This is a genomic window from Niveispirillum sp. KHB5.9 (assembly GCF_048066115.1).
Classification (GTDB): domain Bacteria; phylum Pseudomonadota; class Alphaproteobacteria; order Azospirillales; family Azospirillaceae; genus Niveispirillum.
Window position 1 is genome coordinate 340,956 of record NZ_JBLTYX010000001.1, and the last position, 25,470, is coordinate 366,425.

Here is a 25,470-nt window from a genome sequence, read left to right on the forward strand (position 1 = left end):
CTGTTATAGATCCGGAAAAGTAGAACGCCACCCGGTATCATTCCCCAAAAGAATGACATGACATTGCGCCTTACCATTATGCGCCCCCGCGAGTGTCTTTTATCACGAGGGTAGAATATGGACTTTACCGGGATTCCGGCGGACCAATAGGTGATACCGGGTTTCCCTTTTGGACCTAGGCGGAAAGCTAATATCCTTTTGCCCTGTCCACGACATTGACTAGGCCTTTGCCGGTCCGATGCCGGGCGATATTGGCGGTGATGATGCGCGATGCCGTCCCAGGATGGGTCAGGGCGGCCGTGTGCGGCAGGATGGTGATGGCGGAGTGGGTCCAGAACGGATGATCGGTCGGCAATGGCTCCGTCGCGAACACATCCAGGGTGGCACCGGCCAGCCGACCCCCGTCCAGCAGGGGGATGAGGTCGTCTTCCACCAGATGGCCGCCACGCGCGGCATTGATCAGGAAGGCACCCGCCGGCAGCAGCGACAGGGTGCGGCGGTTCAGGATGCCGCGCGTCTGGTCCGTCAGGGGCAGCAGGCAGACCAGGATATCGGCCTGCGCCAGCATCGCCTCCAACCCGTCGGGGCCGTGAAAGCAACGGATGCCGGCAATATCCTTCGCTGTCCGGCTCCAGCCCAGCACATCGAAACCGAAGCCGGTCAGGGCCCTGGCGCTGGCGGCCCCCAACTCGCCCAGGCCCAGGATGGCCACACGGCGGTCGGACGCCAGCGTCTGGCTCAGGGGTTTCCACAGGCCCTCCCGCTGCTGTTGCTCATAAGTCGGCATGTGGCGATGGTAATGCAGTACCCGCATCACCACGAATTCCACCATGCTGCTGACCAGGGTCGGGTCGACCATGCGCACCAGCGGCAGATGGGCCGGCAGACTGTCATCCAGCAGCACATGTTCGACGCCGGCCCCCAGCGAGAACACGGCCTTCAGGTTGGGCAGGCCGTCCAGCACGCCCTTGGGCTGCTTCCAGACGAAGGCATAGTCGATCTCCGCCGGATCGCCGATATCGGGCCAGACGCGGATTTCCAACCCGGGATCGGCCGCCGCCAATGCCGCCTTCCATGCTTGCGTATCGACATGGAAGCAGGCGAACAGCATCACGGGCATGGTTATCGGCCTTTGGGTGGGCGGGGCGCCCACCATACAAACCGCACGGCGGCGTTAAAAGCCCGCTGAACAGCCTTCCGGTTTGAATACCCGGCGCGTGCCGGGCGGGGAATTGGCCCATTTGGCCCGCGCCCGGGTGGGGCGCGGCGACAGAGTGCCGCCGCAATTGGGGCAGACACCCTTCAGCACGTGGTCGGCGCAGTCCCGGCACCAGGTACATTCGAAGGAGCAGATGAAGGCCCCCTCCTCATCCGCCGGCAAATCCCTGTCGCAGCATTCGCATCCCGGCCGCATCTCCAGCATCGCATTCTCCTTGTTGTTCCCTCAGGCGCCGGGTGCCCGCATCCGCGGGCTTGGCTTACGCGACCACGCTGTCGCGGGCCGGCGGTCGCCAGCCTCCAGCATCATGAGTCAAAACCCCATGATGCTGGCATAAGACGCCGGGTTAATCCCTTGCGCAAGGCGGGGTCCGGACCGGTAGCGGACCTTTTCGGCCAAGCTATTCAAGCCGCAATGCCACCTGTCCCGTGAAGGGGCTGACCGCGATATGGCTGAAGCGGGTGCCGGTGCGGGCGGCGAATTCGGTCCAGGCCTTGAACTCGTGGTCCGCCCAGGTGCGGTTGCCGATGAATTCGTCGAAGACCAGCACGCTTCCCGGTACCAGACGCGGCTCCAGGGCGGCCAGCACGGTGACGGTGGAACTGTAGATGTCGCAATCGATATTGGCGAAGCGGACGGGGCCGGGATGATCCGCCAGGAAACCCGGCAGCACGTCGTCGAACCAGCCCTTGTGCAGGCTGACATTGGCGGGCATGGCGGGCAACTCCGCACTGCCGAGGTCGAAAGTGCCGGCCAGCTCGTTACCCCAGCCTTCCGGCAGCCCTTCGAAACTGTCGAACCCGTGTGCATGCTGGCCGGCCGCCGCCGCGATATGGCGCAGTGAGGTGCCGCGCCTTACGCCGAATTCAAGCACCAGACCCGGCTGCTCCGCCGCTTCCAGTGCGAAGCGCAACAGGTCGGCCGACAGGCCGAAGATGCGGAAATCGGGAGCCAGATGCGAGACCAGGACGCGGGCACCATCCAGGATCGCCCCTTCCCCCGTCGCTTCACCGCCGGTCAGCACGTCATAGGCGGCCAGATATCCGGCATATTTGCGGTTGGCGCCGGGGACGGCGGCGGCATGGTGCAGCCTTTCCCGTGCCGCTTCCAGCCCCTGTGTCCCGATCACGCAGGCATGGCTGGCGAACCACCCGGCGGCATGGCCGGGATCATCGGCCAGCACCCTATCGAAATCGGCCAGCGCGCCGGCGGCGTCACCCAGATAATGCAGCGACAGGGCGCGCTGATAGCGGATAGCGGGCGGCAGGTGGCCCATGGTAGATTCCACCGCCGTGACCAGGGCCACGGCGGCCTCGTAGCTGGCGTCACGGCGCAGGGCATTGGCCAGCGCCTCCGTCACCACAAGATCGGCGGGATCGGCCGTATGCAGGTCGGCCAGGATGGGCACGGCCGCATGCATCTGGCCCAACCCGTTCAACGCCCTAGCCAGGGCGAAGCGCAGGACCCTGTCGCCAGGCGCCAGTTCAATGGCACGGGTCAGGTGCCGATGCGCCTGCGCATGCACGTTCAGTCCGACCAGCGCCCGGCCCAGCAGGCCCAGCCCCGCCGCATCGTCGGGCGGGCCGGGCTGGGTCAGCAGCCGGCGCACGACGCGGTAGCGGCCGGCGGCCAGCTGGTCGGCCGCCTGTGCCAAAATGTCGGGCGGGGTGGGCATGGGGGCTGCGTCCGGCGGTTGGGGTTCTCCCGCCTGCCTACCACGCCCCCGCCCTGCCCGTCACCCCAGCACGCGGTACCAGGCCCGGAAGGCGTTGGTATAGAAGACGGGGTTGAACAGGGTCCAGGCGCCCAGGCTTGCCGGCAGGGTGAAGGACGTTGCGGCCTGTTCCAGGGGCAGGCCGGCCGCATGGGCGCGCCGCGCCGCCGCCTCCACCGCGTCCAGCACGCCCTGATAGGATGAGAGTTCCCTGGAGCTGGCCAGCGGGCCATGGCCGGGCACGGTCAGGGCCGATGGTTCGGCCAGCAGCGCCTTCACGGCGGTCGACAGTTTCAGCGGGTCGGCATCGACATAGTTGGGGAAGATGCCGTTCCACAGCAGGTCGCCGCCGAAGATGATGCGCGGATCGTCCACCTCCACGCTGATGTCACTGTCCGTATGGCCGGTACGGGCCACCAGCCGGACCTTGCGATCGCCCAGGTCCAGCGTGGCCTCGCCTTCTGGCACCACCATGGTGGGCAGCAGCACGGGCGGGGCCTTGGCGAAGGGGCTGCCTTCGGCGGGCTTGGCCAGGCCGTTGCGTTCGGCCGACAGGCTGCCCGTGCGCGCGGTCATCAGCAGTTCCGGACCGGTCGCCCCCTGGCGGAACCCGGCCAGACCGCCGACATGGTCCAGGTGGTAATGGGTGGCCACGACATGGGTGGGCCGGCGGCCGGTCAGGGCCAGTGCCTGATCGGACAGCCAGGCGGCGCCGGCCGGGGTGTTGAACCCTTCCACTACCAGCACTGCGTCACGTCCGGCGATGATGCCGCCATTGGACAGGGTCGTGCGGTCGCCGCGTCCGCCATCGGGCAGGAAGGGTGTGCTGACCACGGCCCACACACCCTCGGCCAGCTTCTCGATCCGGGCGAAGGGCGTGGTGACGACCGGATCGGACAGGGTGCGGGCCTGGGATTTGCGCGCGGTGGCGCCGCCCGCCGTCAGCGCCAGCGCCACCCAGGCGCCACAGCCGATGGCATGGCCCAGGAACCCCCGCCGGTCGCAGCCGCACTTGTCCATGATCGTCCCCCCAAAATGAAGCGGGGGCATTGGAACCGGTCCAATGCCCCTTTGCCAAGCCCCCAAACGGACGGAAAACGGACCGGCCCTACACTTTCAGTGTCAGGTCGATCCGGGTGCCGGCATCCAACTGGTACGGGCCCCATACGGCACTGCTGCTGGCATTGCCGGCATTGTCCACGGCGTCCAGGCGGATGGACCAGTGGCCGGGCGCCAACGCGAAACCGCCCGTCCTGGGAAAACGGCCCTTTTCCTGCAGGAACCAGGCGCCCAGCCCCTTGGGATCGCGACCGACACTGTTGCCGGCAACGGTGCCCAGTGAATGGGCGGTGCCGGTGCTGTCGACGCCGACCACGGTGACGCTGCTGAGATTGTCCTTGGCCTTCGGCACGGGCACGATGGCGACGAAGGCCTGGGTGGGGGCCACCACCGGTTCGTCCGGCGTGTCGGGGCCGGTGCGCACACCCAGCTTGCGCAGGATATTGTTGATACCGGTGCTGCCGCCGGCCAGGACCAGGGCTGTCACCAGCTTGGACACGAAACCGATGCTGGTCTGGTCGCCACCATAGGCGGTGATCAGGGTGGCCACCACGTCCAGACTGAATTCATGCACGATGGCGGCGGCGAACAACAGGCTGACCAGCGGCTTCACCGCCTTGTTGTCGAAGGTCTCGCGGAACAGCTTCCAGTCGAAGATCAGGGCCAGGGCCTGTTCCAGGACGATGGCGATGACCGCCAGCTTGGTCAGCGCCTGCACCGACGCAGTGTACATGTCGGGCGCCATGACCGACCCGACACCGGTGGTCGGGGTGGGAACCGCCGCCGGCTCGACCTGGGCCAGGGCACCGGCCACCGGCAGCACCAAGATCGCCCCCGTCACGACAGATCGCCACAGCCAGACACGCGACATCGTTCCCTCCCCCGTTTGGCGTTGAACAGTGATTTTATAACTGATAACGGCAAAAGGTAGATTGGGCAATCATGCGATGCACGTAAAGGGTGTTATCATTTCAGGCGCCCTCAAACGCCGGATCGGCTTCCGGTCCCGGTAACCGATCAAGTCACCGCATCGCGCGACTGGAACCGATCCTCCCGCCAGATGCCGCGTTCCATGATCCCGGCCAGGATGTCCACCGCATCCGCCACCTGCCCATAGGTCAGGTAGAGCGGGGAAAAGCCGAAGCGCAGCGTGTCCGGTGCCCGGAAATCACCGATCACCCCGGCCTCGATCAGGGCCTTCATGATCGGATAGCCTTGCGCATGGGCCAGGGCGACATGGCCGCCGCGTTCATTGCCGTCGCGTGGGCTGTCCAGGCGGAAGCCGTGGCCGGCGCAGCGTTCCTCCAGCAAGGCGATGAACAGGTCGCCCATGGCGCGCGACTTGGCGCGGGCCAGGTGCTTGTCGGCGCGCGCCGCGATGTCGATGCCGGCTTCGGCCACCTGCAAGGACAGGATGGGCTGGGTACCGGTCATCATGCGGGCAATGCCCTCGGCCGGCTGGAAATCCCGGTCGAAGGCGAAGGGTGCGGCATGGCTCCACCAGCCCGACAAGGGCTGGCGCATCGCATCATGGTGGCGCCGGGCTGCGAAGATGAAGGCGGGGCTGCCCGGCCCGCCATTCAGGTACTTATAGGTGCAACCAACGGCGAAATCGGCCTTGGCCGCGTTCAGGTCCACCGGGATGGCCCCGGCGGAGTGGCACAGGTCCCAGACGGTCAGGGCACCGACCGCATGTGCCTTGGTGGTGATGGCATCCATATCCAGGATATGGGCGGTCTTGTAATGCACATGGGTCAGGGCGACGACGGCGACATCGTCGCGGATGGCATCCGCGATGGCGTCCTTTTCCACGAAGCGGATCTCATGCCCCTGGCCCAGGAACGCGGTCAGCCCCTGCACCATGTAATTGTTGGTGGGGAAATTGCTGCCTTCCATGACGATGACACGCCGGTCCGGACGCAGGGCACAGGCGGCGGCCACGGCCTTGAACTGGTTCAGGCCGGTGGCGTCGGTCACCACCATCTCGCCCGTGTCGGCCCCCAGCAGCCCGGCCAGACGGTCACCCAGGCGACGGGGCGCGGTATACCAGCCGGCACTGTTCCAGGACCGGATCAGGCCCTCGCCCCATTCCTGGGCCGCCGCCTCCGTCGCGCGTGTGGCGGCTTTGGTCGGCATCGGGCCCAGCGAATTGCCGTTCAGATAGATCACGCCCGGCGGCAGGGTGAATTCATCGCGGAACGGGGCCAGCGGGTCGTTGCGGTCCATGGCTTCGATCTCGGCGCGCGTCGGCATTCTGGGTCCCCGTCGATGGTCGGAACCCCGAACATGCCAACGCCCGCTTGGCCGTCAAGGGCCGAGCGGGCGTGTGCTGAACAAAGACGGTTTATGCTGGTCGAACCCGCGATCGCGCACGGAGATTGCTAAATCCCGCCACCATCGCTGAAGGCGTAGATGTCGTAGGAGGCCAGCGCCCGGCCGATATCGGCGATGGCGCGATTGGCGGTGGGCAGGCGGCCGCCCATGGTGATGAAGCCATGCACCATGTCCGGGTACAGCCGGTGCAGCACCGGCACGCCGGCCGCCGCCAGCCGCCCGGCATAGGCGCGCCCCTCATCCAGCAGCGGATCGAACCCGGCGGTGATGATCACCGTGGGCGGCAGGCCGTCCAGCCGCTCGGCACGCAAGGGGGAGACCTGCCAGTTGCCTTCCACCTCCTGCCCGGCCAGATAATTGCGGACATAGGCGACATAGGCCTGGCGGGTCAGCAGATAGCCGTCGGCGCGGGTGAAATGGCTGGGCAATCCTGCCGACAGATCCACGGCGGGGTAGATCAGCACCTGGGTCTTCAGCACCGGGCCGCCGGCATCGCGTGCCTTCAGGGCCAGGACGGCGGCGATATTGCCGCCGGCACTGTCGCCCGCCACGCCGATGGCCAGCGGATCGATGGCCAGCAGTTGGGCATAGGCCGACAGCCAGCGCAGGGCCGCCCAGCCATCCTCGATGGCGGCAGGCCAGGGATGTTCGGGCGCCAGCCGGTAATCGACGGCAACGATGGCATGGCCCGTGGCCACGGCCAGTTGCCGGCACAGCGTGTCATGGCTGTCCAGGTCACCCACGGTCCAGCCACCGCCATGGAAGAACAGCAGCGCCGGCAGGGGGCGGAAGCCGAAGGACGGGCGGTAGAGGCGCAGGCGCAGCGGCCCGCCGGGGCCGATGATCGTCTCTTCCCGCACGGATGCGATCTCCGGTGCCTCCGGCCCCATGGCGCGGCGCACCTGGGTGAAGATACGGCGGGTCTCGGTCAGGTCGCCACCGCCATCGGCGCTGCCGGCGATGATGCGGACGACATCCGCCACCTCCGGCGACAGGTCGGAGCCGACCTTGAAGGCGGGCTTCTCCGGCACGACGCACAACGGCGCCGCGCGATGCGGGACGGGGGCGATGGGCAGCACGGTGCCGGTCATGGTCGTTCTCCGGTTGGGATGGTGAAGGGGCGGAGATGGCGGGCGGTGATCGGGGGAGCCGCCCGCCATCTCCAGGCGGATCAGAAGCGCACGCGGGCGCCGGTGATCACGCCATACACATCCTTGAAGTCGGCGGCGGGCGTGTCGTAGCTGTGGTTGCGGAAGCTGACATAGAAGTCGGATGCGAAGGCATCGACCGTCTGCACATAGCCCACGGACCAGGCCTTGGCATCGGCACCGACGGCGGCGAAATCCTCCTGGGTGAAATAATCCACCACGAAGGCGCTGTTGCCGACGCTGGTCAGCTTGGCGATATAGCCCAGCTTGCCGTACCAGAAATCGCTGTTGCGCGGACCCAGGTCACGGGTGCCGGCGGCGGCCGTGACATTGAAGCCGTTGGCGAACTTCACCGACACCGACCCGTTGGTCTGGGTGTCGAAGCCGGTGCGGCTGTCATTGTCGGCGTACGCAATGGCAGCCGCGATCTCGGTATCGCCGATCTTGCTGTTGTATCGGATGGCACCATCGGTAGCCCCGCCCTCGGTGAAGCTGGCCGAACCGACGAAGCCGCCGCCGAAGGTCGGCGTGTCATAGCGCACGCGATCCTCGCGGTGCAGGCCGTCGAAATTGTTGAAGGCGTTGTTGACCGTCACGCCGGCCGCCCGCGTCGCCTTGTTACGGAACGCGATGCCGCCGAAGGTGGCGCCGATATCGGAATGGCTGATCAGGGTGGAGGTGCCGGACAGATCTACCTCCGACGTCTGGTTGGTCGCCGTGTCGCCCTGGCCCACCCACAGACGGCCGAAGCTCTTGTGCTGGACCCAGAATTCCACCTTGCGCTCATTGATGGAGAAGGCGCCGCTGTCCGTGCCGAAGCCCGTGTTGCGGGTGGAGGCGGAGCTGGTTTCGAACTCGATATCCGTGCCGGCGGTCCAATTGTCGTCCAGCTTGGCCTGGCCGGCCAGACGGATGCGCGAGGACGCCGTGGCATTGTCGCCATGGATGGCGTCGCTGTCGAAACCGTCATCGGCGACAATCACGGCGCGGCCGATCTGGCCGGAAACGGTCAGCTTGACCTTGTTGTTGCCCGACTGGGCCACCTGCGGCGCCTTGAACACATCGGCGGCGACCAGCGGCGCGTCGGCCTTGTTGGGCGCGCCGGCGGCGGCGCCCGCGACGGGAGCGGCCGGGGCCTTTTCCAGCTTCTCGATACGGGTCAGCAGTTCCTTCACCTGGGCGCGCAGCGCGTCCACTTCGGAAGCGGACTGGGCGGATGCGGGCAGGGTGAAAGCGGCCAGGGCGGCACCCGTCAGCAGGGCGGCAACCTTGGAGCGGACGATATTCATCTGGGACTTCCCTTCATGGATGGTTCTTTTGGCAGCCGGGGAGAGCAGGGAGCCCGCGCACAGGTGCTCCCTTTCGCAATCTCCGTCGGGTGGGCATGGAAATCCCGCGCCGGTCACCCTGATGGGACCGGCCCCCGGCCATTTCTTTGTCGGAAGATCAGGGCCTGGCGGCGCAATCATCGCCGCCGGCGATCCATCGGATCAGAGGCAACAGGTCGTCATGGGGTGTCTCCTTGGAAGAGAGCCGGACACCACGAGGACTCGTGGCGCTTTAGCGTTTGGTGACGCGGCGCAAGCTGTCAGGTCAAATGCCCGCGGATGGGTTCAACACCATCGGTGTGGATACTGGATTTAATTTCCCATGTCGTCAATGGGGTTTTGTCAAAAATATAGAACATTTATTTTTTGTTGTTTTGCGGAAGATGCCCACCTTGCAGCTAAGGGGTGAAGGGACCGCCAGCTGAAATATTATTTTTAGTCCACATTACATCATTACCAAATGGAAGGACCTCGTTCGGGGGTTGATTTAAGCTCCGGAATTCTCCACCATTCGCGTCCAAGCAATAACAAGCAAATCCTCGGGCACTCCGCTTCTTTTGAATAATTCCAAACGACGGCGAACAACGCCGCCGCAGGGTTCCCCCTTGCCTTGGAGGCCGCCATGTTGAAGCTCGATCTGCGCCAGACGTTGCTCGCCACCCTGACGGCCCTGGCCGTGGCCATCGCCGCCACGAACGGGCTGATGCTCTATGGCACACAGAAGCAGACGGATAATCTCCACACCGTCTATGTGGATCGGGTGATCCCGATGCGTGACCTGCAGATGGTGTCGGATGCCTATGCCGTCACCATCATCGACCAGGTGGTGAAGGCCCATGTCGGCCGGCAGGGCGCCGACATTTCCGCCAAGACCATCCGCGCCGCCCTGGCCACCGCCAACCAGCGCTGGAGCGCGTATGAGGCAACGCAACTGGTGCCGGCGGAGGTGGTGATCGCGGCGGAGGTGAAGCGGCTGCGCGCGGCGGCCGATCCATCGGTGGCGGCCGCGCTGAAGGCCATGGATGCGGGGGACACAGCGGCCCTCGGCCCCCTGCTGGCCGGCGAGTTGTACAGCCATGTCGACCCGCTGACCGATGCGCTGGGCCGCCTGGTCGGGGTGCAGACGGAGGTGACGGAACAGGTATATGAGGATTCCGAAAGCATCGGCGCCATCCTGTTTACGGCCGCCATCCTGTTCTCCCTGTTCGGGGCGCTGGCTATCGGTGTCTCGGTCTGGGCCGTGGTGGTGCGCACGACGCGGCCGCTGGTCGCCATGACGGGTGCCATGCAGCGGCTGGCCGCCAACGATATCGATATCGACGTCCCCGGCGCCGACCGCCGGGACGAGATCGGGGCGATGGCCAATGCCATGGCGGTGTTCAAGGCCAATGCCCAGGAGCGCCGCCGGCTGGAAGCCGATCAGGAGCGCCAGCGGGCGGAGCGGGAGGCAAGGTCCCGTCGCATCGCCGCCCTGACGGCGGAGTTCGAGGCGGCGGCGGGCACCGTGACGGGAGAGGTCACCCGTTCCGCCGAGGAGATGCAGACCAGCGCCAACGGCCTGTCCCTGATCGCCGCCCAGACGAAGGAGGAGGCTTCGGCCGTGTCGGCCGCGACGGAGGAGGCATCCAGCAATGTGCAGACGGTGGCGGCCTCCACCGAGGAACTGTCGGCTTCCATCGGCGAGATTTCCAACCATGTGCAGCGATCCGCCACCATGGCGTCGGATGCCACCCGCAAGGCCAGCGAGGCCGACATGACCGTCACCGACCTGGCGGAGAAGGCGGCGGCCGTGGGCGATGTGGTGCGTATGATCAACGAGATCGCCAGCCAGACCAACCTGCTGGCGCTCAACGCCACGATCGAGGCGGCGCGCGCGGGAGAGGCCGGTAAGGGCTTCGCGGTGGTGGCGTCGGAGGTGAAGAACCTGGCCAGCCAGACCGCCAAGGCGACGGAGGATATCACCGCTCAGATCAAGAGCATGCAGGCCGCCACCAGCGGCACGGTCGGCGCCATCCGCGGCATTGTCGACAGCATCTCCGCCATCAACGAGGCCACGGCCACCATCGCTGCGGCCATCGAGGAACAGACCGCCGCCACGGCGGAGATCAGCCGTAATGTGCAGGAAGCATCGGCCGGCACGCAGGAGATCGCCCGTTCCGTGGCCGGCGTCCAGGACATCGCGCGGCGCACCCAGGACGCGTCCGACCATGTGCTGGGGGCCGCTGGCAGCCTGACGACCCAGGCCAAGCGGCTGACCGGCCATGTGCAAGATTTCCTGTCGGGTGTGCGGACGGCTTGAGGCGGGCTGGCGGGTGCAGGTTGTTCACCAGCCCTTGCCCGCCACATCCTCCACATAGACCAGCGCCCGCCCCTCGGCCAGCAGCATACCGTCAGGTCCGTGACAGGTGGTTTCCAGGTCCACCAGATGCTTGTCCGGCCGTATGCGGGTAACGGCGACGCGGGCCGTCAAATCCATGGCCAACGGTACCGGCGCCAGGAACCGCGTCTGCTGTTTCAGGTAATTGGTGCCCGGCCCCGGCACCTTGACCCCCAGCAGGTAGGAGAACAGGGCGCCGACCAGCGGCTCGGGCACCTGGCCCTCCGGCATCGGGGCGCCACCCAGCGACAGGTAATCTTCCACGTCGCGCGTGGTGAAGGTGCGGGTGAGGGTGGCTTCGTCGCCGACGCGGATCATGCCGCCCCTCCCATCTCGAACGTTCCCTCGCAGGTGATGGTGCCGTCGGCGATGCGTACCGCCTTCACCACCACATGATTGCCGGTGGCTTCCACGAAAAAGTGCATGGGCTCGTTCGTGTAGGTGGGGGCCGGGAAGCGCACATCCTGGGCCAGCTGTGGCACGCCTGGCCGTACCTGCCCCGCCAGTCCGCGCAGGATGGAACAGAGGTAGAGCCCATGCGCCACCGTCCGGCCGAAGCGGGTGCGGGCGGAGAAGGCGGGATCGACATGGATGGGATTGTCATCGCCGGACAGGCGGGCGAACAGGTCGAATTCCGCCTGGGTCAGGGTGCGGTCGATGCTGATGCTGTCGGGCAATGGAACCTCACAAACGATGCTTCTGCACCTTGCCCGCTGCCGTGCGCGGAAAATCCGTCACGATGATGAAGCGCTTGGGCACCTTGAAGGCGGCCAGCCTTTCGCGGCAGAAACGGGTCAGGTCGTCGGGCGATGGCGGGGCGTGGCCGGGGCGGGGCAGGATATGGGCCTGGCCCACCTCCCCCCATGTCGCATCGGCGACCCCGATGACGGCAGCCTCCAGGATGGCGGGGTGGCGGGTCAGGACATTCTCCACCTCCGCCGGATAGACATTCTCCCCGCCGGAGATGAACATCTCCTTGATCCGGCCGACGACATAGTAATAGCCATCCTCGTCGGCACGGGCCAGGTCGCCCGACCGCAGCCAACCGTCGGGGGAGAAGGCCGCCGCCGTGGCTTCCGGATGGTTCCAGTATCCGGGCGTCACCCCCGGCCCGCCGAACCACAGTTCGCCCGCCTGTCCCGGCTGCACATCCTCCCCGTCGGGCCCGACGATGCGCACGCCGCACAGGATCTGCGGCTTGCCCACCGACCCCACCTTCTCCGCCACGCGGTTGGGATCCATGATGAAGGCGGTGGGCCCCGTCTCCGTCATGCCCATGCCGTTGCACACGCGCACGCCGCGTTCCAGGAAGCGCTGGACCAGCATGTCGGACAAGGGCGCCCCGCCGCAGCCCCAGGAGCGCAGGCGGGTCAGGTCGACCTCGGCGAATCGCGGATGCAGCGACAGGCTCTGATAGATGGCCGGCACGCCGAAGATGGCATCGACGCGGCCCGCCGCCACCAGGTCCAGCATCACATCGACATCGAAGCCCGGCATGATCAGCACCCGCCCGCCGGCGATCAGGGTGGGCAGCGTGTGCAGGTTGATCCCGGCCGTATGGAACAGGGGCAGGAAATTCAGCGTCGTATCGCGCCCCGTCAGGCCCACGGGCTGGGAGATATTGATGAAATTCACCATGGCCATGGTGAAGGTATAGATCACCGCCTTGGGCTGGCCCGTCGTGCCGGAGGTGTAGAGCAGGTACCAGATGCCGGCGGCCGACCAGGTGCCGCGCCCGGCATGGCGCGGGCTGTCGTCGCGTCGGGCCGCATAGTCACCGTCCAAGGCTAGCGACAGGGGAATGTCGGCGGACAGTTGCGCTGCCACCTCCGCATCTTCCGCCCCCCAGAACAGCAGCTTCGGCGCGCAATCGGCCAGCAGCGGCCGGATTTCCGCCGCCGGCATGCGCCAGTTCAGCGGCACCAGGATGGCGCCGATCTTGGCGCAGGCGAACAGGATCTCGAAAAATTCGATGCGGTTGCGGCAGAGGATGGCGACACGGTCCCCCTCCCCCACCCCGCAATCGGCCAGCAGCGCGGCGGCGCGGTCGGCACGCTCATCCAGGCCGGCATAGGTGACGGTGCGGCCGGTGCCCACCTCCTCCATGGCGATGTCGCCGCCGGCCAGCTGGGCGCGCTTGGCGGTGATGTCGAAGATGCAGGGGATCATGATCCACCCCCACTTCTGCCCCCACCGGGGGCCAGCGGCGCCAGACCGAAGGTGATCAGTTCGGCCGCCGCTGCCGCGACCTCCTTGGCCGACTTGTCGGTGTTCCACACGGCATAGCGCATGCCCAGGAAGACACTCATCCCGATCAGGGCCCAGGCGCGTTCCTCCTCATGCCCCGGCCGGATTTCGCCCTTTTCCGCCGCCAGCGCCAGGTTGCGGGTATAGGCGCTGGCGAACACCTCGTAGTACCGGTGATAGGCATCCTCGGCGACGAACTGCGCCTCCATGACGATGCGGTACAGGTCCTTGTGTTCGCGCACGAATTCGATGAAGGCCTCCAGCCCCAGCCGTTCCGCCGTCAGCCGGTCGACATTGCCCGGCACCCGTTCGGCGATGTGCTGGCGGGTCAGGTGGCCCATATCATCGACGAGCGCCCGGAACACCTGCTCCTTGCTGTCGAAGTAGGTATAGAAGGTGCCCAGTGCGGCCCCGGCGCGCTGCGTGATGCCGCTGATCGACGCCTCGTGATAGCCGCGTTCCCCGAATTCCGCCGCCGCCGCGTCCAGCAGCTTGCGTAGCGTCCGCTTGCCCCTCTCGGTGCGCGGGGCCTTGGACGTTGCCGTCTCTTCGCTGCCCATCATAATCCTCCCTGGCTACAACTTGAATATTGACTCAGGTTTCGATTTGCCGCAAGCATGGGCACGAAGCCGGACGGGAGATCGATAACGATCCCCATCAACCCCCAGCCTTCCACGACCGAGGCAATCGGTCCAGGGCGGGGATAAACAACACCGGCGTGGGATGGAAGCTTTAGCCCGAGGGGATGTGCCGGCACATGCCGTATCTGGTCACCAGCGATCAGGCGAGAATCGCCTTTGACGATGCCGGCGCGGGCCGGCCGCTGCTGCTGGTCCATGGCTGGGCCACGCATGCCGGCTTCTTCCGCCCGCAGCTGGAAGACCTTGCCAGGGCGTTCCGGGTCGTCGCCATCGACCTGCGCGGCCATGGACGGTCGCGCGGTGCCGATGCGGACCTGTCCATCGACCTTCTGGCCCGCGACGTGGCGGAACTGGCCGACCATCTGGACCTGCGCGACATGCTGGTCGTGGGCTGGTCGATGGGGGCCATGGTGCTGTGGCGCGCACTGCTGGATGGATTGACCGCACGCACCGCCGGAATGGCGGTGATCGACATGGCACCGCGCGTGATCAATGGCGAGGGCTGGGAATTGGGCCTGCGCGGCAGTTCGGCGGCCAAGTCGGCCCGCCAGAGCCTGGCCGCGATGGTGGCGAACTGGCCCGCCGTGGCGCCGCGCGTGGCCGGCCGCATCTTCGCCGAAGGGGGTGAGGCTGAACATGCCACCTTGCGCCACTGGGCGGAAGCGGAGGTGGCGGCCAGTGACGCCCCCGCCATGGCCCGGCTCTGGTCCTCGCTGATCGCCCAGGATTTCCGCGCCGATCTGGCGCCCTTGTCCCTGCCCGTGCTGGTCGCCCATGGCAACCGCTCGCGCCTCTATTCCGCGGCGACGGCCCAGGCCCTGGCGGCCCTGCTGCCGCGCGCCGTCACCGTCGGTTTCGACGGGTCGGGCCATGCCCCGCACCTGGAACGGCCGGAAAGTTTCAACCGTACCCTGACCCAGTTCGCCGCCACCCTGCCCCCGCCGGGCTGCGGCGTTTCAGCAACCCCCGCCGGACGGGAACAACCCGCCGGCGCGCAATGAAAATGAAAGGGAGAACCATGAAGTCGTTGGTGAAGTCCGCAACCGCCATTCTCTGCGCCGGCACGGCGCTGACCAGCCTGGCGGCCCTGCCCGCCATGGCGCAGGCCCCGGCCCAGGAAACCGCATCGGAGCCCATGCTGGGCGAGATCGTCGTGACGGCGCGCCGCCGCGCCGAAAACCTTCAGGATGTGCCCGTCTCCATCTCCGCCTTCACGGCCGAGCAGCTGGAACTGGTTGGCACGCCCGATATCACGGCCCTGACCAAGACTACGCCGAACCTGACCATGCAGGTGGCGCGCGGTTCCAACTCCACCCTGATCGCCTTCATCCGCGGCGTGGGCCAGCAGGACCCGCTCTGGGGCTTCGAGCCGGGTGTGGGCCTCTATGTCGATGATGTCTATGTCGCCCGCCCGCAGGGTGCCGTGCTGGACATCTTCGATATCGAGCGGATCGAGGTGCTGCGCGGGCCGCAGGGCACGCTCTATGGCCGCAATACCATCGGCGGTGCGGTCAAATACGTGACCAAGCGCATCGATGACGAGCCGCACATGAAGGCCAAGGTGCAGGTCGGCTCCTACAAGCAGACCGACCTGATCCTGTCGGGCTCCGCCCCGGTCACCGAGACCGTGGGTGTCTCGGGTGCCGTGGCCCTATACCGCCGCGACGGCTATGGCAAGAACCTGACGACGGGCCAGGAACATTACGACAAGGACGTATCGGCCGGCCGCCTGTCGGTGGAATTCAAGCCCAACGAAGACCTGTTCGTCCGTGTGGCCGCCGACAAGACCATCGATGACAGCAATCCCCGCCACGGTTACCGCCTGGTCGCCACCCCGACCGTACCGGTGCTGGGCGATGTTTATGACACCAATGCCGGCCTGACGGGCAAGCAGAAGGTGAAGAACCAGGGCGCCAGCCTGACGGCGGAATACAATGTCAGCGACGACGTGATGCTGAAATCCATCACCGCCTATCGCGACGGCCGGTCCGACACGGTCATCGATTTCGACAATCTGCCCGCCAAGATCCTGGACATCCCTGCGTACTATGAGGACGACCAGCTGAGCCAGGAATTGCAGCTGGTCTATGAGGGCGAGCGGCTGAAGGGTGTTGCCGGCCTCTATTACATGGATGCCCATGCCGAGGGCGCGTTCGACACCATCCTGGCGCTGGCCAACCTGACCACCCTGACCTCCGGTTCGGTGGATACCAAGAGCTACGCCGCCTTCGCCGACTTCACCTATGAGCTGACGGACCAGTTCAAGGCGTCGGTGGGTGCACGCTATACCTCGGACAAGAAGGAAGGCACCGTCTACCGCGTGAACTATGCCGGGCTGACCAGCCCGCTGTTCGGCGGGACGCCGCGCAACCCGACCCTGATCCGCTCCAACTACACCAACAAGCGCACCTTCGACGAGTTCACGCCCCGTGTCAGCCTGACCTACGAGCCCGACCGCGACTTCACGCTCTATGCCTCTTACGGCCGCGGCTTCAAGTCCGGCGGGTTCGACATGCGCGGCGACGTGATCTCCACCCCGGACACGGCCAACGGCTATGATCCGGAACTGGTCGATACCTATGAGGTCGGGTCCAAGTCCCGCTTCTGGGATGGCCGCGCCACCCTGAACCTGGCTGCCTTCTATTCCGACTATAAGGGCCAGCAGGTGACGACCCAGGTACCGTCGGGCACCACCGTCGTCAGCTTCGTGGACAATGTCGGCTCCTCCACCATCAAGGGCCTGGAAGCCGAGGGCATGCTGGCCATCACCGATGAGCTGACCGCCAATTTCGCCGTCGGCTATATCGATGCGGAGTTCAAGCAGTTCCTGCGCTACAATCTCACTACCCGCGTCTATGACAATATCGCCAACCAGGCGGTGTTCCAGAACACGCCGCGCTGGACCGGCAATCTGGGCCTGTCCTATGCCCATGATCTGGGCGATGGCGGCACCCTGACCTTCACCGGCTCCGCCGCCTATCGCAGCTCCTTCTCGTTGTTCGAATTCCCCAACGCCGCCCTGGATCAGCGTTCCTACACGCTCTACGACCTGTCGGCGGTGTGGACCGCGGCCAGCGACAATTGGTCGGTGGGCGTGCATGGCAAGAACCTGGGCAACAAGAAGTACCGCGTCGGCGGCTACAACTTCCCCGGCGCTTTGTTCGGCGACAGCATCATTGGCTATTACGGCCCGCCGCGCACCGTGACGGCGACGGTGGAATACCGGTTCTAAGGGTCACTCGCCCACAGACCCGTTTCATGTGACTATCTCCCGCAACTGGCGCCGCGCCCACCCTATGGGCGCGGCCCTTCTTTCCTGAACCCGATATAAGGGACCGCGATGACCAGCCCAGCGAGTGAAAGCCGTTCCGGCAACGCCTATCGCACCTATGTGCTGATCATCCTGATCCTGGTCTATATCTTCAATTTCATCGACCGGCAGATCCTGGGCATCCTCGCCTCCTCCATCAAGGCGGAGCTGAACCTGACCGATACCCAGCTGGGCCTGATGGGCGGCATCGCCTTCGCCCTGTTCTATACGGCCCTGGGCGTGCCCATCGCCATGCTGGCCGACCGGTTCAACCGCACCTGGATCATCACCGTCTCGCTAGCCATCTGGTCGGGCTTCACGGCACTCTGCGGGGCGGCCACGGGCTTCTGGCAGCTGTTCCTCTGCCGGCTGGGCGTGGGGGTGGGTGAAGCGGGCGGTGTGGCCCCGGCCTATTCCCTGATCGCCGATTATTTCCCGCCCCAGCAGCGGGCGCGTGCGCTCGCCGTCTATAGTTTCGGCATTCCCATCGGCATGGCGCTGGGCGTGCTGTTCGGCGGGCTGATCGCGCACCAGATCGGCTGGCGCTGGGCCTTCGTTATCTGCGGTCTGGGCGGGCTGGCCCTGGCGCCGCTGTTGAAGCTGACGGTGAAGGAACCCGTGCGCGGCGGCCTGGACGGGGTGGCGAAAAAGGCACCGGCCGCCAGCCTGTCGGCGGTGCTGTCCCTCTTGGTGACCAAGCCCAGCTTCTGGATGCTGGCGCTGGGTGCGTCCTGTTCCTCCATCATGGGCTATGGGCTGGCCTTCTGGCTGCCCTCCTTCCTGGAGCGCAGCCATGGGCTCAGCCTGATCGACCGGTCGCTGTTCTATGGCGGCATCGTGCTCGCCGGTGGCATTGTCGGCGTCTGGCTGGGCGGGTCGCTGGGTGACAAGTTCGGGGCCAGGGACAAGGCCAATTATGCCCGCGTGCCGGCCCTGGCCTTCATCATCACCGTGCCCCTCTATGCCCTGGGCGTGACCGTTTCGGACCTGACCATGGCCTTCCTGCTGTTCATCGTGCCCACGGCGCTGGCCCTGATGTGGCTGGGGCCCACCTTGTCGGCCGTGCAGCATCTGGTGCCGGCCAATATGCGGGCCACGGCCTCGGCCATCTTCCTGTTCGTCAACAACCTGCTGGGCATCGGTTTCGGCCTCTGGTTCCTGGGCCTACTGTCCGACATGCTGCGCGCCGAATATGGTCAGGAGAGCCTGCGCTACTCCATCCTCTATTGCCTGGGCTTCTACGCCCTGGCGGCCCTGCTGTTCTTTCTGGCGTCCAAGCGTCTGGCCAGGGATTGGCACCGGGATTGAGAGTCAGGTCCCGTAGATCGGCATCCACGCGGCGGGTGCGGCGGTTGGTTCCGGTAAGGGGGCGTCCAGCCCCGCGACAACGATATCGTGAAACCAGGGCGTGCTGATCCGCCCTGGGTCCTGCCCGGCCAGCAACCCCGCCATGCCCTTGGCATAAAGCGCGTTTTCTGCTGTCAGCACCGGCTTGCCATCGACCAGGCCGGTGATGGTCGTGCCCTGCATGCGCAGGCTCAGCTTGTGCCAGCGACCGGCGGCGATTCCGGTCAGGCGGGTGGCGCCCAGCACCAGTTCCCCGCCTTCCGCATCGAAGGTGCCGGCCTTGATCAGCCGCTGCTGCTCCGCATCGCCGACCAGCGCCTTGGGATTGCGCTTGCCGCGGATGGCGATCAGCCCGCAGGCGCCGTCATCGGCCAGTTCCAGGTAATAGCCCTTGGGAATGAAACCATAGCCGGTGCCGACATGGTTGATGCGGCCCATGATCCCGGCCCGGTCGCCCGGGTTCAGCCAGACATCCGCTCCAGCCTCGTAATCCCCCCAGGCGGCATCGCCCAGGATCGTATAGGGCTGCCAATCCGGCGCCCAGGAGATGGTGGGCACCGGCACCACCTGGCGCAGGCAGGTGCCGGCCCCGTCCGGCCGTGCCGCCAGTTGGAAGGAACCGGCGATATCGGCCGTATAGCGCGGCAGATAGCCATGATCGGCCGGCGGCGGATAGGCGTCGAACGTCTCGCGATAGGGAAAGGGATAGGGTTTGGAGGCGGGAATATCGGTAAAGCCGCCTTTCTGCTGCCCCCGCGTCGTGGACAGGGAATAGATCGAACCCGGTTCCAGCAGGATGGTGACCGCCCCGTTGCGCCCCCTGATGTCGGGCTGCCGCACGAACTGTTCGCGCGCATCGCTGCGCCAGACGCAGAGCGGCTTGGGTGAAAGGCCGCCGCCGATGGTGAAGCGCATTTCCTGCGGTGCCGTGGCATCGCGGGTTTCGATGATGATGCTGTAATCATCCCCGCCGGATTTCAGCGTGACATAGGACCCGCCGCCGGCCAGTTCCCCGCTGCCGCCATCCAAATAGGTCCAGCCGGCCTCGCTGAACTGGCCGTAATGGGCATAGCCCCACAGCGCCTCGCGTACCCGGTAATGGCCGCTCCACGGTTCCCAGGCCAGGATGGCGGCCGGGTCCTCCGGATAGGGTTCGCTCGGATAGACCCGGCAATGTCGTGCCAGTTGACCACCTTGGTGGCGCCGTGGCGGATGTAGTTGTGGTTGAAGCAGCGCACGATGCTGATCGTGCAGTCGAAACCCTTTAGATAGACATGGTCCTCGGTGTTCCAGATCGGCTTGCCCATCTCCGCCGCCATGCGCCGCACCTCCGGCGTCACCGGGCTGCCCTCATAGAAGGTATGGGCGCCGATAATGTCGATGGCATGCCGCAGGTCATTGTCCTTCAGCATGTCGGGCACGAAATCCAGCTTGTCCGTAGCTGACACCTTTCTCGTTGCGCGCACCGATGACATCCAGTTCCAGCCCATGGACGCGGCGCAAGCCCTCCAGCCATTTCACATAATAATCGACCGCGTCCTGCGAGAAGAATTTCTGGTCGCCATGGGAACCGATCTTGTCGAAATGCCCACCCTGGTCGCCGATCCAGCCCGGCGCGCTCCAGGCCGCCCCATCCAGTGTCAGCTTGGGATTGCGGCGCTTGGCCTCTCTCAGCACCCACCAGATATAGCCCCGCTGATGGTTGAGATCGTCGGGGGTGTGCATGTGGCTGGGCATGGAGCCCTGGGTGGAATTGCCGTCGCCGGGGATTTCCACCAGCAAGGCACTGACCGAGGCGCCGAATTTCGGCTTGTACAGCAGGTCCAGGATCTGGCTGCGTTGGGGTTCGGGATAATCCTTCAGCAGGACGGAGGTGGCGCCGCCGCCATTGACCACGCCGATCCCGTCGAAGCGCGGGCCACCGGCCTTGCCGTCCAGCCGCACGGTGACGGGTTCGCGCGCCAGGGCGGTGGTGATTGGACCCAAGGCCAGGAAGCCCGCCGCCGATACGCTCGCCATCAGATGGGACCGCCGCGACAGGTCCGGTAAATCGCCTGCCCGCGCACGCAGCCCGATGGCGGCCAGCAGCCTGCCCAGCCGGTCGATCGTCGCCAAATCCTCCCGCCCCATATTATGGTATTTATATGATATAATGGGGTGGGCGATCCGTCAGCGTCAATGCTTTACGGTTCAGGGAATGCCGTTGGCCCCGAACTCCTGGAAGCCGGGCCGGTCCAGCAACCGGTCCCACCAGCCTTCCAGCGCCGGTAAATGCGGGCGTTCCATGGGTGTCATCTTCCAGCGATTGACCGACAGGCCCAGCACGATATCGGCCAGGGTAAAATCCGCCCCCGCCACATAGGCCCCGGTGCGCGCCAGTTGCGCATCCAGTATGGCGGTCAGGTGGTTCCATTGGGTGATGCTGGCCGCCACCTGGGCCGGATCGCCGAACCGCTCGCTCTTGCGGACCAGTGACATGAAGGCATAGCGCCAGGCCGGGTTCAGTTCCGTGGCCTGCCAGTCCATCCACATCTCCACCTTTGCCCGCGCCAGCGGGTCGGCGGGCAGCAGGTCGACGCGGCCGGCATCCGCCGCCAAATAGCGGCAGATGCTGTTGCTTTCCCACAGGTACCCGCCGGGCACCACAATGACCGGCACCTGGGCATTGGGGTTGATCCGTCGGAACTCGTCATTATCGACCGGCTGGAAGCCGCTGCCCCAATCCTCGCGCACGAAATCCCGCCCCACCTCCCGGCAGGTCCACAGGACCTTGCGGACATTGATGGAGGATGCCTTGCCCAGGATACGCAGCGCTTCAGTCATTTCGATCCTTTAATGATAATCATTCCGGAAGCGGTATGAACTCCGTCTCCCCCGGCACTTCGGGGAATTTGCGGTTGCGCCAGTCGGACTTGGCATCCTCGATCCGTTCCTTGGAGGAGGAGACGAAGTTCCAGTAGATATAGCGCGGGCCGTCCATCGGCTCCCCGCCCAGGAACAACACGCGCGATGCGCATTCGGCCTTCAGGGTCAGGGCATCACCCTCGCGCAGGACCAGCAGCTGGCCTTGCCCGCCCTCGGCCGTGAACACGTCGCCGGCAATGTCGATGCGCCCGTCGAACAGGTACAGGGCGCGTTCGGGATGGCTGGCCGGGATTTCCACCTTGGCGCCGGCATCCAGCAGCATTTCCATATAGATGGTTTCCGACAGGGTGCGGACGGGCGACGCCTCCCCGAACAGCTCGCCGGCGATCAGGCGCATCCATACGCCATGATCGCTGATGATCGGCATCTCGCCGGCAGCATAATGGCTGAAACCCGGTTCGATCTCCTCGAACCGCTGCGGCAGGGCCACCCAGCTCTGGATGCCGGCCAGATGGTTGCCATTGGCGCGCAGGCCGGCCTCGGTACGTTCGGAATGGACGATGCCCTTGCCGGCCGTCATCCAGTTCACGGCACCCGGCCGGATGGCCTGCACACTGCCCACACTGTCGCGATGCATGATCTCGCCCTCCGTCAGATAGGTGACGGTGGACAGGCCGATATGCGGGTGCGGGCGGACATCCAGGCCGGTGCCGGCGGGCAGGTAACCCGGCCCCATCTGATCCCAGAAGATGAAGGGTCCGACCATGCGGCGCTTGGCCGTGGGCAAGGCGCGCCGCACCTCGAACCCGCCGACATCATGGCTCTTGGGGACGACGATCAGGTCGATGGGGCTGTTGCTGGCCAGGGTCACGATGCTTGCTCCTCCTCATTGGGCGGAATGGCGCGGGGGCGCCCGCCCTCATCGATGGCGACGAAGGTGAACAGGGCCTCGGTCACCTTGAACCGCTCCTCATCGAAGCGGGACCGGCGCCAGGCCTCGACATGGATCTTCATGGAGGTACGGCCGATATGCTCGATCGTGGCATAGAGGCTGACCTCGTCCCCCACGGCGACGGGCCGGTGGAAGACCATGCCATCCACGGCGACGGTGGCGCAGCGGCCGCGCGCACGGCGGGCGGCGGCATTGCCGGCCGCCAGATCCATCTGCGCCATCAGCCAGCCGCCGAAAATATCCCCCGCCGGATTGGTGTCGGCCGGCATGGCGATGGTACGCACCGCCGGCTCGATGGGGCAGCCGTCGCTGCCCGGCATCAACTCTTCCCCCATAGCTCCCGTGCCCCTTGTTTTCCTTTTTGAAACAGCATGATGCACGGGTGAAAGTCGCCTGTCGACCATCGCCGCGCGGGGCTTGGCGTGGCACCCATGCCGGAAATGGGGGACGATGCCTCTTGCGCCCCCCCTTTCCTATGGTCAAATAACCGGAAGAACCAAGTTGAGAGGCCGGCCCCATGCCGCGTATCGCCCCTGTCGTTCCCCAGACGCTCGTCAACCTGGACCCGATCTGGGCGGCGCTGCGCACGGAAGCCGCACAGGCCGTGGCGGATGAACCGCTGCTGGCGGCCCTGTTCTATGGCGCCATCCTGAACCAGCCGACGCTGGAAATGGCCGTCATCCACCGCATCGCCATTCGTCTGGCGCACCAGGATGTTCAGGGTGAACTGCTGGTGCAGGCTTTCACCGACGCGCTGGAGGCCGAACCGGAACTGGGTCAGGCTTTCCGCGCCGACATCGCCGCCGTGCTGGACCGTGATCCGGCCTGCCATCGGCATGTGGAGCCGGTGCTGTATTTCAAGGGCTTCCAGGCCCTGGAAACCCACCGCATGGCCCACCGGCTCTGGCATCTGGGCCGCCGCGACATGGCTTTGTACCTGCAAAGCCGGTCATCGGTGGTGTTCGGCGTCGATATCCATCCCAACGCCAGGTTCGGCCGCGGCGTCATGATCGACCATGCCACCGGCGTGGTGGTGGGTGAGACGGCGGTGGTGGGCGACAATGTCTCCATGCTGCATGGCGTCAACCTGGGCGGCAACGGCAAGGAGGATGGTGACCGCCATCCCAAGATCGGCTCCGGTGTGCTGCTGGGTGCCAATGCCAAGGTGCTGGGCAATATCCATGTCGGCGACTGTGCCCGCGTCGCCGCCGGGTCGGTGGTGCTGCGCGACGTGCCCAAGGCCGTCACGGTCGCCGGCGTGCCCGCCAAAGTCGTGGGCGAAGCCGGCTGCTCCAACCCCGCCCGGGTCATGGACCATGTGTTCGCGGATTATCGCGACGCGGGCGCGGATATTTGATTTGGGGGACGCGCCGAAAGGCGCGTCAGCCCTGGTTGGCGTCTGACAGCAGTCGATCAGCATCGATCCGCAGGGCCGGCAGGTCCTCCTGCACGGTTCGCCAGACGATGGCGTCATCGATGACCGCATATCCGTGGATCAGCAGATTACGGAACGCGACGATCCTGGCGTAGTCGGGTATTTCACGCGCGACGTCCGGCGCGATCTTTGCCAATTGCCCCAGTGCTTCACCGATGATTTCGAACTGCCGCTCGACGGCGGAGCGCAGCATCCGGTTGGCCTGATAATCCTTGAAGGAACGGCCGGTGGTGAATTCCGTGATGGCATCGGCACTGTCGCGGATGTCCCACAGATAGGCATTTGGATCACGACGCATAAACTTGCTTTCGTGACCCGTCGATATCTGCACGGATATAGGGATTGCGAATGGCACCGGCCGCTGTCAGGTCGATCTCCCGGCCCAGCAGGTTGCGCAACCCCTGTCGCAGAGACAGGAATTCCTGCAAGGAGGGGGCACCGTTGTCGGATTGATATTCGACGATGAAGTCGATGTCGGACCGGGCAGGATCGAAATCATCGCCTCGGGCAGCTGATCCGAAGACATCCAGGCGACGCACCTGGAAGCGCCGGCAAAGCTCGGCAATATCTTCACGGTGCTTGTCGATCAGGGGCAGCATGCCATCTCTCCGGGACCGGACAGCCTCATACTACACCAAACCCGGCACCCGCCCTATACCCCCAAACGAACCGGGGCGCCTCTCGGCGCCCCGCTGAACTCACTTTTCCACGAACGCCTTTTCGATGACGTAGTTGCCCGGCGTGTGCCCGGCCCCTTCGCTGAAGCCGCGTTCCTTCAGCAGTTCCACCGTCTCGGCCAGCACGTCCGGACCGCCGCAGATCATGGCGACATCATTGGTCGGGTCCAGGGGAGCGGCCTTGATATCCTCGAACAGCTTGTGGTTCCGGATCAGGTCGGTGATGCGGCCCTGGTTGCGGAACGCCTCGCGGGTGACGGTTGGGTAATAGGTCAGCTTGGCCCGCACTTCCTCGCCCAGGAACTCGTCATTGGGTAGGGTATTGGTGATGTAATCGTGATAGGCCAGTTCACCCACCGTGCGGCAGGTATGGGTCAGGATCAGGCGGTCATACTTGGCGTAGACCTCATGGTCATGGATGATGCTCATGAACGGTGCCAGACCGGTGCCGGTGGAGAACATGTAGAGGTTCTTGGCGGGAACCAGGCTGCTGGTCACCAGCGTGCCCACCGACTTGCGGCCATAGATGACGCTGTCGCCGACCTGGATATGCTGCAACCGGCTGGTCAGCGGGCCGTTCGGCACCTTGATCGACAGGAATTCCAGATGTTCGGCATGGTTCGGGCTGACGATGGAATAGGCGCGCACCAGCGGCTTGCCATCGACCATCAGGCCGATCATCACGAAATGGCCGTTTTCGAAGCGGAACGAGGGATCGCGCGTGCAGGTGAAGCTGAACAAAGTGTCGGTCCAGTGATGGACGGACAGCACCTTGGCCTCGATAAACGCGCTCATCTGATCTTCCTTCGTCAAGACG

Annotated in this window: 24 protein-coding genes and 1 pseudogene; 5 read left to right on the top strand and 20 right to left on the bottom strand. The window is 65.7% G+C overall.

The genetic code is table 11. The features are described from left to right. Window positions 1–187 precede the first annotated feature (187 nt). The 8 genes from ACM9HJ_RS01445 to ACM9HJ_RS01480 form a co-directional block, all read right to left on the bottom strand. Window positions 188–1,120 (bottom strand): 2-hydroxyacid dehydrogenase, encoded by a 933-nt coding sequence (locus ACM9HJ_RS01445; RefSeq protein WP_416569888.1) that lies wholly within the window; start codon window positions 1,118–1,120, stop codon window positions 188–190. A 54-nt stretch (window positions 1,121–1,174) separates the two neighbouring features. Next, window positions 1,175–1,423, bottom strand: coding sequence for a DUF1272 domain-containing protein (locus tag ACM9HJ_RS01450; protein WP_416569889.1), 249 nt, complete (start codon window positions 1,421–1,423; stop codon window positions 1,175–1,177). A 196-nt stretch (window positions 1,424–1,619) separates the two neighbouring features. Further along, window positions 1,620–2,894 (bottom strand): class I SAM-dependent methyltransferase, encoded by a 1,275-nt coding sequence (locus tag ACM9HJ_RS01455; protein WP_416569890.1) that lies wholly within the window; start codon window positions 2,892–2,894, stop codon window positions 1,620–1,622. A 60-nt stretch (window positions 2,895–2,954) separates the two neighbouring features. Next, window positions 2,955–3,953, bottom strand: a complete 999-nt coding sequence (locus ACM9HJ_RS01460; protein WP_416569891.1) for an MBL fold metallo-hydrolase — start codon at window positions 3,951–3,953, stop codon at window positions 2,955–2,957. A gap of 88 nt (window positions 3,954–4,041) precedes the next feature. Beyond that, window positions 4,042–4,863 (bottom strand): hypothetical protein, encoded by an 822-nt coding sequence (locus ACM9HJ_RS01465; RefSeq protein ID WP_416569892.1) that lies wholly within the window; start codon window positions 4,861–4,863, stop codon window positions 4,042–4,044. Window positions 4,864–5,009: 146 nt separating this feature from the next. Next, window positions 5,010–6,245, bottom strand: a complete 1,236-nt coding sequence (gene kynU, locus ACM9HJ_RS01470) for a kynureninase (RefSeq protein WP_416569893.1) — start codon at window positions 6,243–6,245, stop codon at window positions 5,010–5,012. Between the two features lie 128 nt (window positions 6,246–6,373). Continuing rightward, window positions 6,374–7,417 (bottom strand): alpha/beta hydrolase, encoded by a 1,044-nt coding sequence (locus tag ACM9HJ_RS01475; protein ID WP_416569894.1) that lies wholly within the window; start codon window positions 7,415–7,417, stop codon window positions 6,374–6,376. 80 nt (window positions 7,418–7,497) lie between these two features. Beyond that, on the bottom strand, window positions 7,498–8,763 hold the full coding sequence (locus tag ACM9HJ_RS01480) for a hypothetical protein (RefSeq protein ID WP_416569895.1): 1,266 nt from the start codon (window positions 8,761–8,763) through the stop codon (window positions 7,498–7,500). 661 nt (window positions 8,764–9,424) lie between these two features. Between ACM9HJ_RS01480 and ACM9HJ_RS01485 the strand changes: the two genes are divergently transcribed. Next, on the top strand, window positions 9,425–11,101 hold the full coding sequence (locus ACM9HJ_RS01485; RefSeq protein WP_416569896.1) for a methyl-accepting chemotaxis protein: 1,677 nt from the start codon (window positions 9,425–9,427) through the stop codon (window positions 11,099–11,101). 24 nt (window positions 11,102–11,125) lie between these two features. Here the strand turns inward: ACM9HJ_RS01485 and ACM9HJ_RS01490 are convergent, their stop codons facing one another. The 4 genes from ACM9HJ_RS01490 to ACM9HJ_RS01505 are packed head-to-tail and all read right to left on the bottom strand — an operon-like array spanning window position 11,126 to window position 13,986. Further along, window positions 11,126–11,497 (bottom strand): hypothetical protein, encoded by a 372-nt coding sequence (locus ACM9HJ_RS01490; protein WP_416569897.1) that lies wholly within the window; start codon window positions 11,495–11,497, stop codon window positions 11,126–11,128. Continuing rightward, window positions 11,494–11,856: a MaoC/PaaZ C-terminal domain-containing protein gene (locus ACM9HJ_RS01495; RefSeq protein WP_416569898.1), complete on the bottom strand. Its 363-nt coding sequence runs from the start codon at window positions 11,854–11,856 to the stop codon at window positions 11,494–11,496. The genes ACM9HJ_RS01490 and ACM9HJ_RS01495 overlap by 4 nt, the downstream gene beginning before the upstream one ends. Window positions 11,857–11,863: 7 nt before the next feature. After that, window positions 11,864–13,348 carry an AMP-binding protein gene (locus tag ACM9HJ_RS01500; RefSeq protein WP_416569899.1) on the bottom strand — a complete coding sequence of 495 codons (1,485 nt, stop codon included), beginning with the start codon at window positions 13,346–13,348 and terminating at the stop codon, window positions 11,864–11,866. Next, on the bottom strand, window positions 13,345–13,986 hold the full coding sequence (locus ACM9HJ_RS01505) for a TetR/AcrR family transcriptional regulator (protein ID WP_416569900.1): 642 nt from the start codon (window positions 13,984–13,986) through the stop codon (window positions 13,345–13,347). The genes ACM9HJ_RS01500 and ACM9HJ_RS01505 overlap by 4 nt, the downstream gene beginning before the upstream one ends. Window positions 13,987–14,183: 197 nt before the next feature. On the opposite strand from ACM9HJ_RS01505, the gene ACM9HJ_RS01510 reads away from it, so the two are divergent. From ACM9HJ_RS01510 to ACM9HJ_RS01520, 3 genes are all read left to right on the top strand, one after another. Next, window positions 14,184–15,068, top strand: a complete 885-nt coding sequence (locus ACM9HJ_RS01510) for an alpha/beta fold hydrolase (protein ID WP_416569901.1) — start codon at window positions 14,184–14,186, stop codon at window positions 15,066–15,068. A 17-nt stretch (window positions 15,069–15,085) separates the two neighbouring features. Continuing rightward, window positions 15,086–17,299, top strand: coding sequence for a TonB-dependent receptor (locus ACM9HJ_RS01515; RefSeq protein WP_416569902.1), 2,214 nt, complete (start codon window positions 15,086–15,088; stop codon window positions 17,297–17,299). 108 nt (window positions 17,300–17,407) lie between these two features. After that, window positions 17,408–18,685 (top strand): spinster family MFS transporter, encoded by a 1,278-nt coding sequence (locus tag ACM9HJ_RS01520; RefSeq protein ID WP_416569903.1) that lies wholly within the window; start codon window positions 17,408–17,410, stop codon window positions 18,683–18,685. A gap of 3 nt (window positions 18,686–18,688) precedes the next feature. Here ACM9HJ_RS01520 and ACM9HJ_RS01525 read toward each other — a convergent pair whose 3' ends face one another. The 5 genes and pseudogenes from ACM9HJ_RS01525 to ACM9HJ_RS01545 form a co-directional block, all read right to left on the bottom strand. Beyond that, window positions 18,689–19,753: a hypothetical protein gene (locus ACM9HJ_RS01525; protein WP_416569904.1), complete on the bottom strand. Its 1,065-nt coding sequence runs from the start codon at window positions 19,751–19,753 to the stop codon at window positions 18,689–18,691. Beyond that, window positions 19,702–20,854, bottom strand: a pseudogene (locus ACM9HJ_RS01530) (hypothetical protein). Before ACM9HJ_RS01530 ends, ACM9HJ_RS01525 begins: the two are co-directional and overlap by 52 nt. Window positions 20,855–20,914: 60 nt before the next feature. After that, window positions 20,915–21,547 carry a glutathione S-transferase family protein gene (locus ACM9HJ_RS01535; protein ID WP_416569905.1) on the bottom strand — a complete coding sequence of 211 codons (633 nt, stop codon included), beginning with the start codon at window positions 21,545–21,547 and terminating at the stop codon, window positions 20,915–20,917. Between the two features lie 19 nt (window positions 21,548–21,566). Further along, complete coding sequence (locus ACM9HJ_RS01540) at window positions 21,567–22,460, bottom strand: pirin family protein (protein ID WP_416569906.1); 894 nt, start codon at window positions 22,458–22,460, stop codon at window positions 21,567–21,569. Next, window positions 22,457–22,861 carry an acyl-CoA thioesterase gene (locus ACM9HJ_RS01545; RefSeq protein WP_416569907.1) on the bottom strand — a complete coding sequence of 135 codons (405 nt, stop codon included), beginning with the start codon at window positions 22,859–22,861 and terminating at the stop codon, window positions 22,457–22,459. Before ACM9HJ_RS01545 ends, ACM9HJ_RS01540 begins: the two co-directional genes overlap by 4 nt. Before the next feature lie 197 nt (window positions 22,862–23,058). Here ACM9HJ_RS01545 and cysE point away from each other — a divergent pair, with 197 nt between their 5' ends. Beyond that, on the top strand, window positions 23,059–23,898 hold the full coding sequence (gene cysE / locus ACM9HJ_RS01550; protein ID WP_416569908.1) for a serine O-acetyltransferase: 840 nt from the start codon (window positions 23,059–23,061) through the stop codon (window positions 23,896–23,898). 25 nt (window positions 23,899–23,923) lie between these two features. On the opposite strand, the gene ACM9HJ_RS01555 is transcribed toward cysE, so the two are convergent. The 3 genes from ACM9HJ_RS01555 to ACM9HJ_RS01565 form a co-directional block, all read right to left on the bottom strand. Continuing rightward, window positions 23,924–24,274, bottom strand: coding sequence for a DUF86 domain-containing protein (locus ACM9HJ_RS01555; RefSeq protein ID WP_416569909.1), 351 nt, complete (start codon window positions 24,272–24,274; stop codon window positions 23,924–23,926). Beyond that, window positions 24,264–24,575, bottom strand: coding sequence for a nucleotidyltransferase family protein (locus ACM9HJ_RS01560; protein WP_416569910.1), 312 nt, complete (start codon window positions 24,573–24,575; stop codon window positions 24,264–24,266). Before ACM9HJ_RS01560 ends, ACM9HJ_RS01555 begins: the two co-directional genes overlap by 11 nt. A gap of 99 nt (window positions 24,576–24,674) precedes the next feature. Further along, the gene (locus tag ACM9HJ_RS01565) at window positions 24,675–25,448 is read right to left on the bottom strand and encodes a ferredoxin--NADP reductase (RefSeq protein WP_416569911.1); all 774 of its coding nucleotides are present in this window, start codon (window positions 25,446–25,448) and stop codon (window positions 24,675–24,677) included. Window positions 25,449–25,470 lie beyond the last annotated feature (22 nt).

Excerpts from the sequence above, each read along its gene's own strand:
- ACM9HJ_RS01510 (WP_416569901.1), top strand. The coding sequence starts at position 14,184 with ATGCCGTATCTGGTCACCAGCGATCAGGCGAGAATCGCCTTTGACGAT.
- ACM9HJ_RS01545 (WP_416569907.1), bottom strand. The coding sequence starts at position 22,861 with ATGCCGGGCAGCGACGGCTGCCCCATCGAGCCGGCGGTGCGTACCATC.
- ACM9HJ_RS01450 (WP_416569889.1), bottom strand. The coding sequence starts at position 1,423 with ATGCTGGAGATGCGGCCGGGATGCGAATGCTGCGACAGGGATTTGCCG.
- ACM9HJ_RS01485 (WP_416569896.1), top strand. The coding sequence starts at position 9,425 with ATGTTGAAGCTCGATCTGCGCCAGACGTTGCTCGCCACCCTGACGGCC.
- ACM9HJ_RS01555 (WP_416569909.1), bottom strand. The coding sequence starts at position 24,274 with ATGCGTCGTGATCCAAATGCCTATCTGTGGGACATCCGCGACAGTGCC.
- ACM9HJ_RS01560 (WP_416569910.1), bottom strand. The coding sequence starts at position 24,575 with ATGCTGCCCCTGATCGACAAGCACCGTGAAGATATTGCCGAGCTTTGC.
- kynU (WP_416569893.1), bottom strand. The coding sequence starts at position 6,245 with ATGCCGACGCGCGCCGAGATCGAAGCCATGGACCGCAACGACCCGCTG.
- ACM9HJ_RS01490 (WP_416569897.1), bottom strand. The coding sequence starts at position 11,497 with ATGATCCGCGTCGGCGACGAAGCCACCCTCACCCGCACCTTCACCACG.
- ACM9HJ_RS01460 (WP_416569891.1), bottom strand. The coding sequence starts at position 3,953 with ATGGACAAGTGCGGCTGCGACCGGCGGGGGTTCCTGGGCCATGCCATC.
- ACM9HJ_RS01455 (WP_416569890.1), bottom strand. The coding sequence starts at position 2,894 with ATGCCCACCCCGCCCGACATTTTGGCACAGGCGGCCGACCAGCTGGCC.
- cysE (WP_416569908.1), top strand. The coding sequence starts at position 23,059 with ATGCCGCGTATCGCCCCTGTCGTTCCCCAGACGCTCGTCAACCTGGAC.
- ACM9HJ_RS01505 (WP_416569900.1), bottom strand. The coding sequence starts at position 13,986 with ATGGGCAGCGAAGAGACGGCAACGTCCAAGGCCCCGCGCACCGAGAGG.
- ACM9HJ_RS01500 (WP_416569899.1), bottom strand. The coding sequence starts at position 13,348 with ATGATCCCCTGCATCTTCGACATCACCGCCAAGCGCGCCCAGCTGGCC.
- ACM9HJ_RS01520 (WP_416569903.1), top strand. The coding sequence starts at position 17,408 with ATGACCAGCCCAGCGAGTGAAAGCCGTTCCGGCAACGCCTATCGCACC.
- ACM9HJ_RS01475 (WP_416569894.1), bottom strand. The coding sequence starts at position 7,417 with ATGACCGGCACCGTGCTGCCCATCGCCCCCGTCCCGCATCGCGCGGCG.
- ACM9HJ_RS01515 (WP_416569902.1), top strand. The coding sequence starts at position 15,086 with ATGAAGTCGTTGGTGAAGTCCGCAACCGCCATTCTCTGCGCCGGCACG.
- ACM9HJ_RS01445 (WP_416569888.1), bottom strand. The coding sequence starts at position 1,120 with ATGCCCGTGATGCTGTTCGCCTGCTTCCATGTCGATACGCAAGCATGG.
- ACM9HJ_RS01465 (WP_416569892.1), bottom strand. The coding sequence starts at position 4,863 with ATGTCGCGTGTCTGGCTGTGGCGATCTGTCGTGACGGGGGCGATCTTG.
- ACM9HJ_RS01565 (WP_416569911.1), bottom strand. The coding sequence starts at position 25,448 with ATGAGCGCGTTTATCGAGGCCAAGGTGCTGTCCGTCCATCACTGGACC.
- ACM9HJ_RS01535 (WP_416569905.1), bottom strand. The coding sequence starts at position 21,547 with ATGACTGAAGCGCTGCGTATCCTGGGCAAGGCATCCTCCATCAATGTC.
- ACM9HJ_RS01480 (WP_416569895.1), bottom strand. The coding sequence starts at position 8,763 with ATGAATATCGTCCGCTCCAAGGTTGCCGCCCTGCTGACGGGTGCCGCC.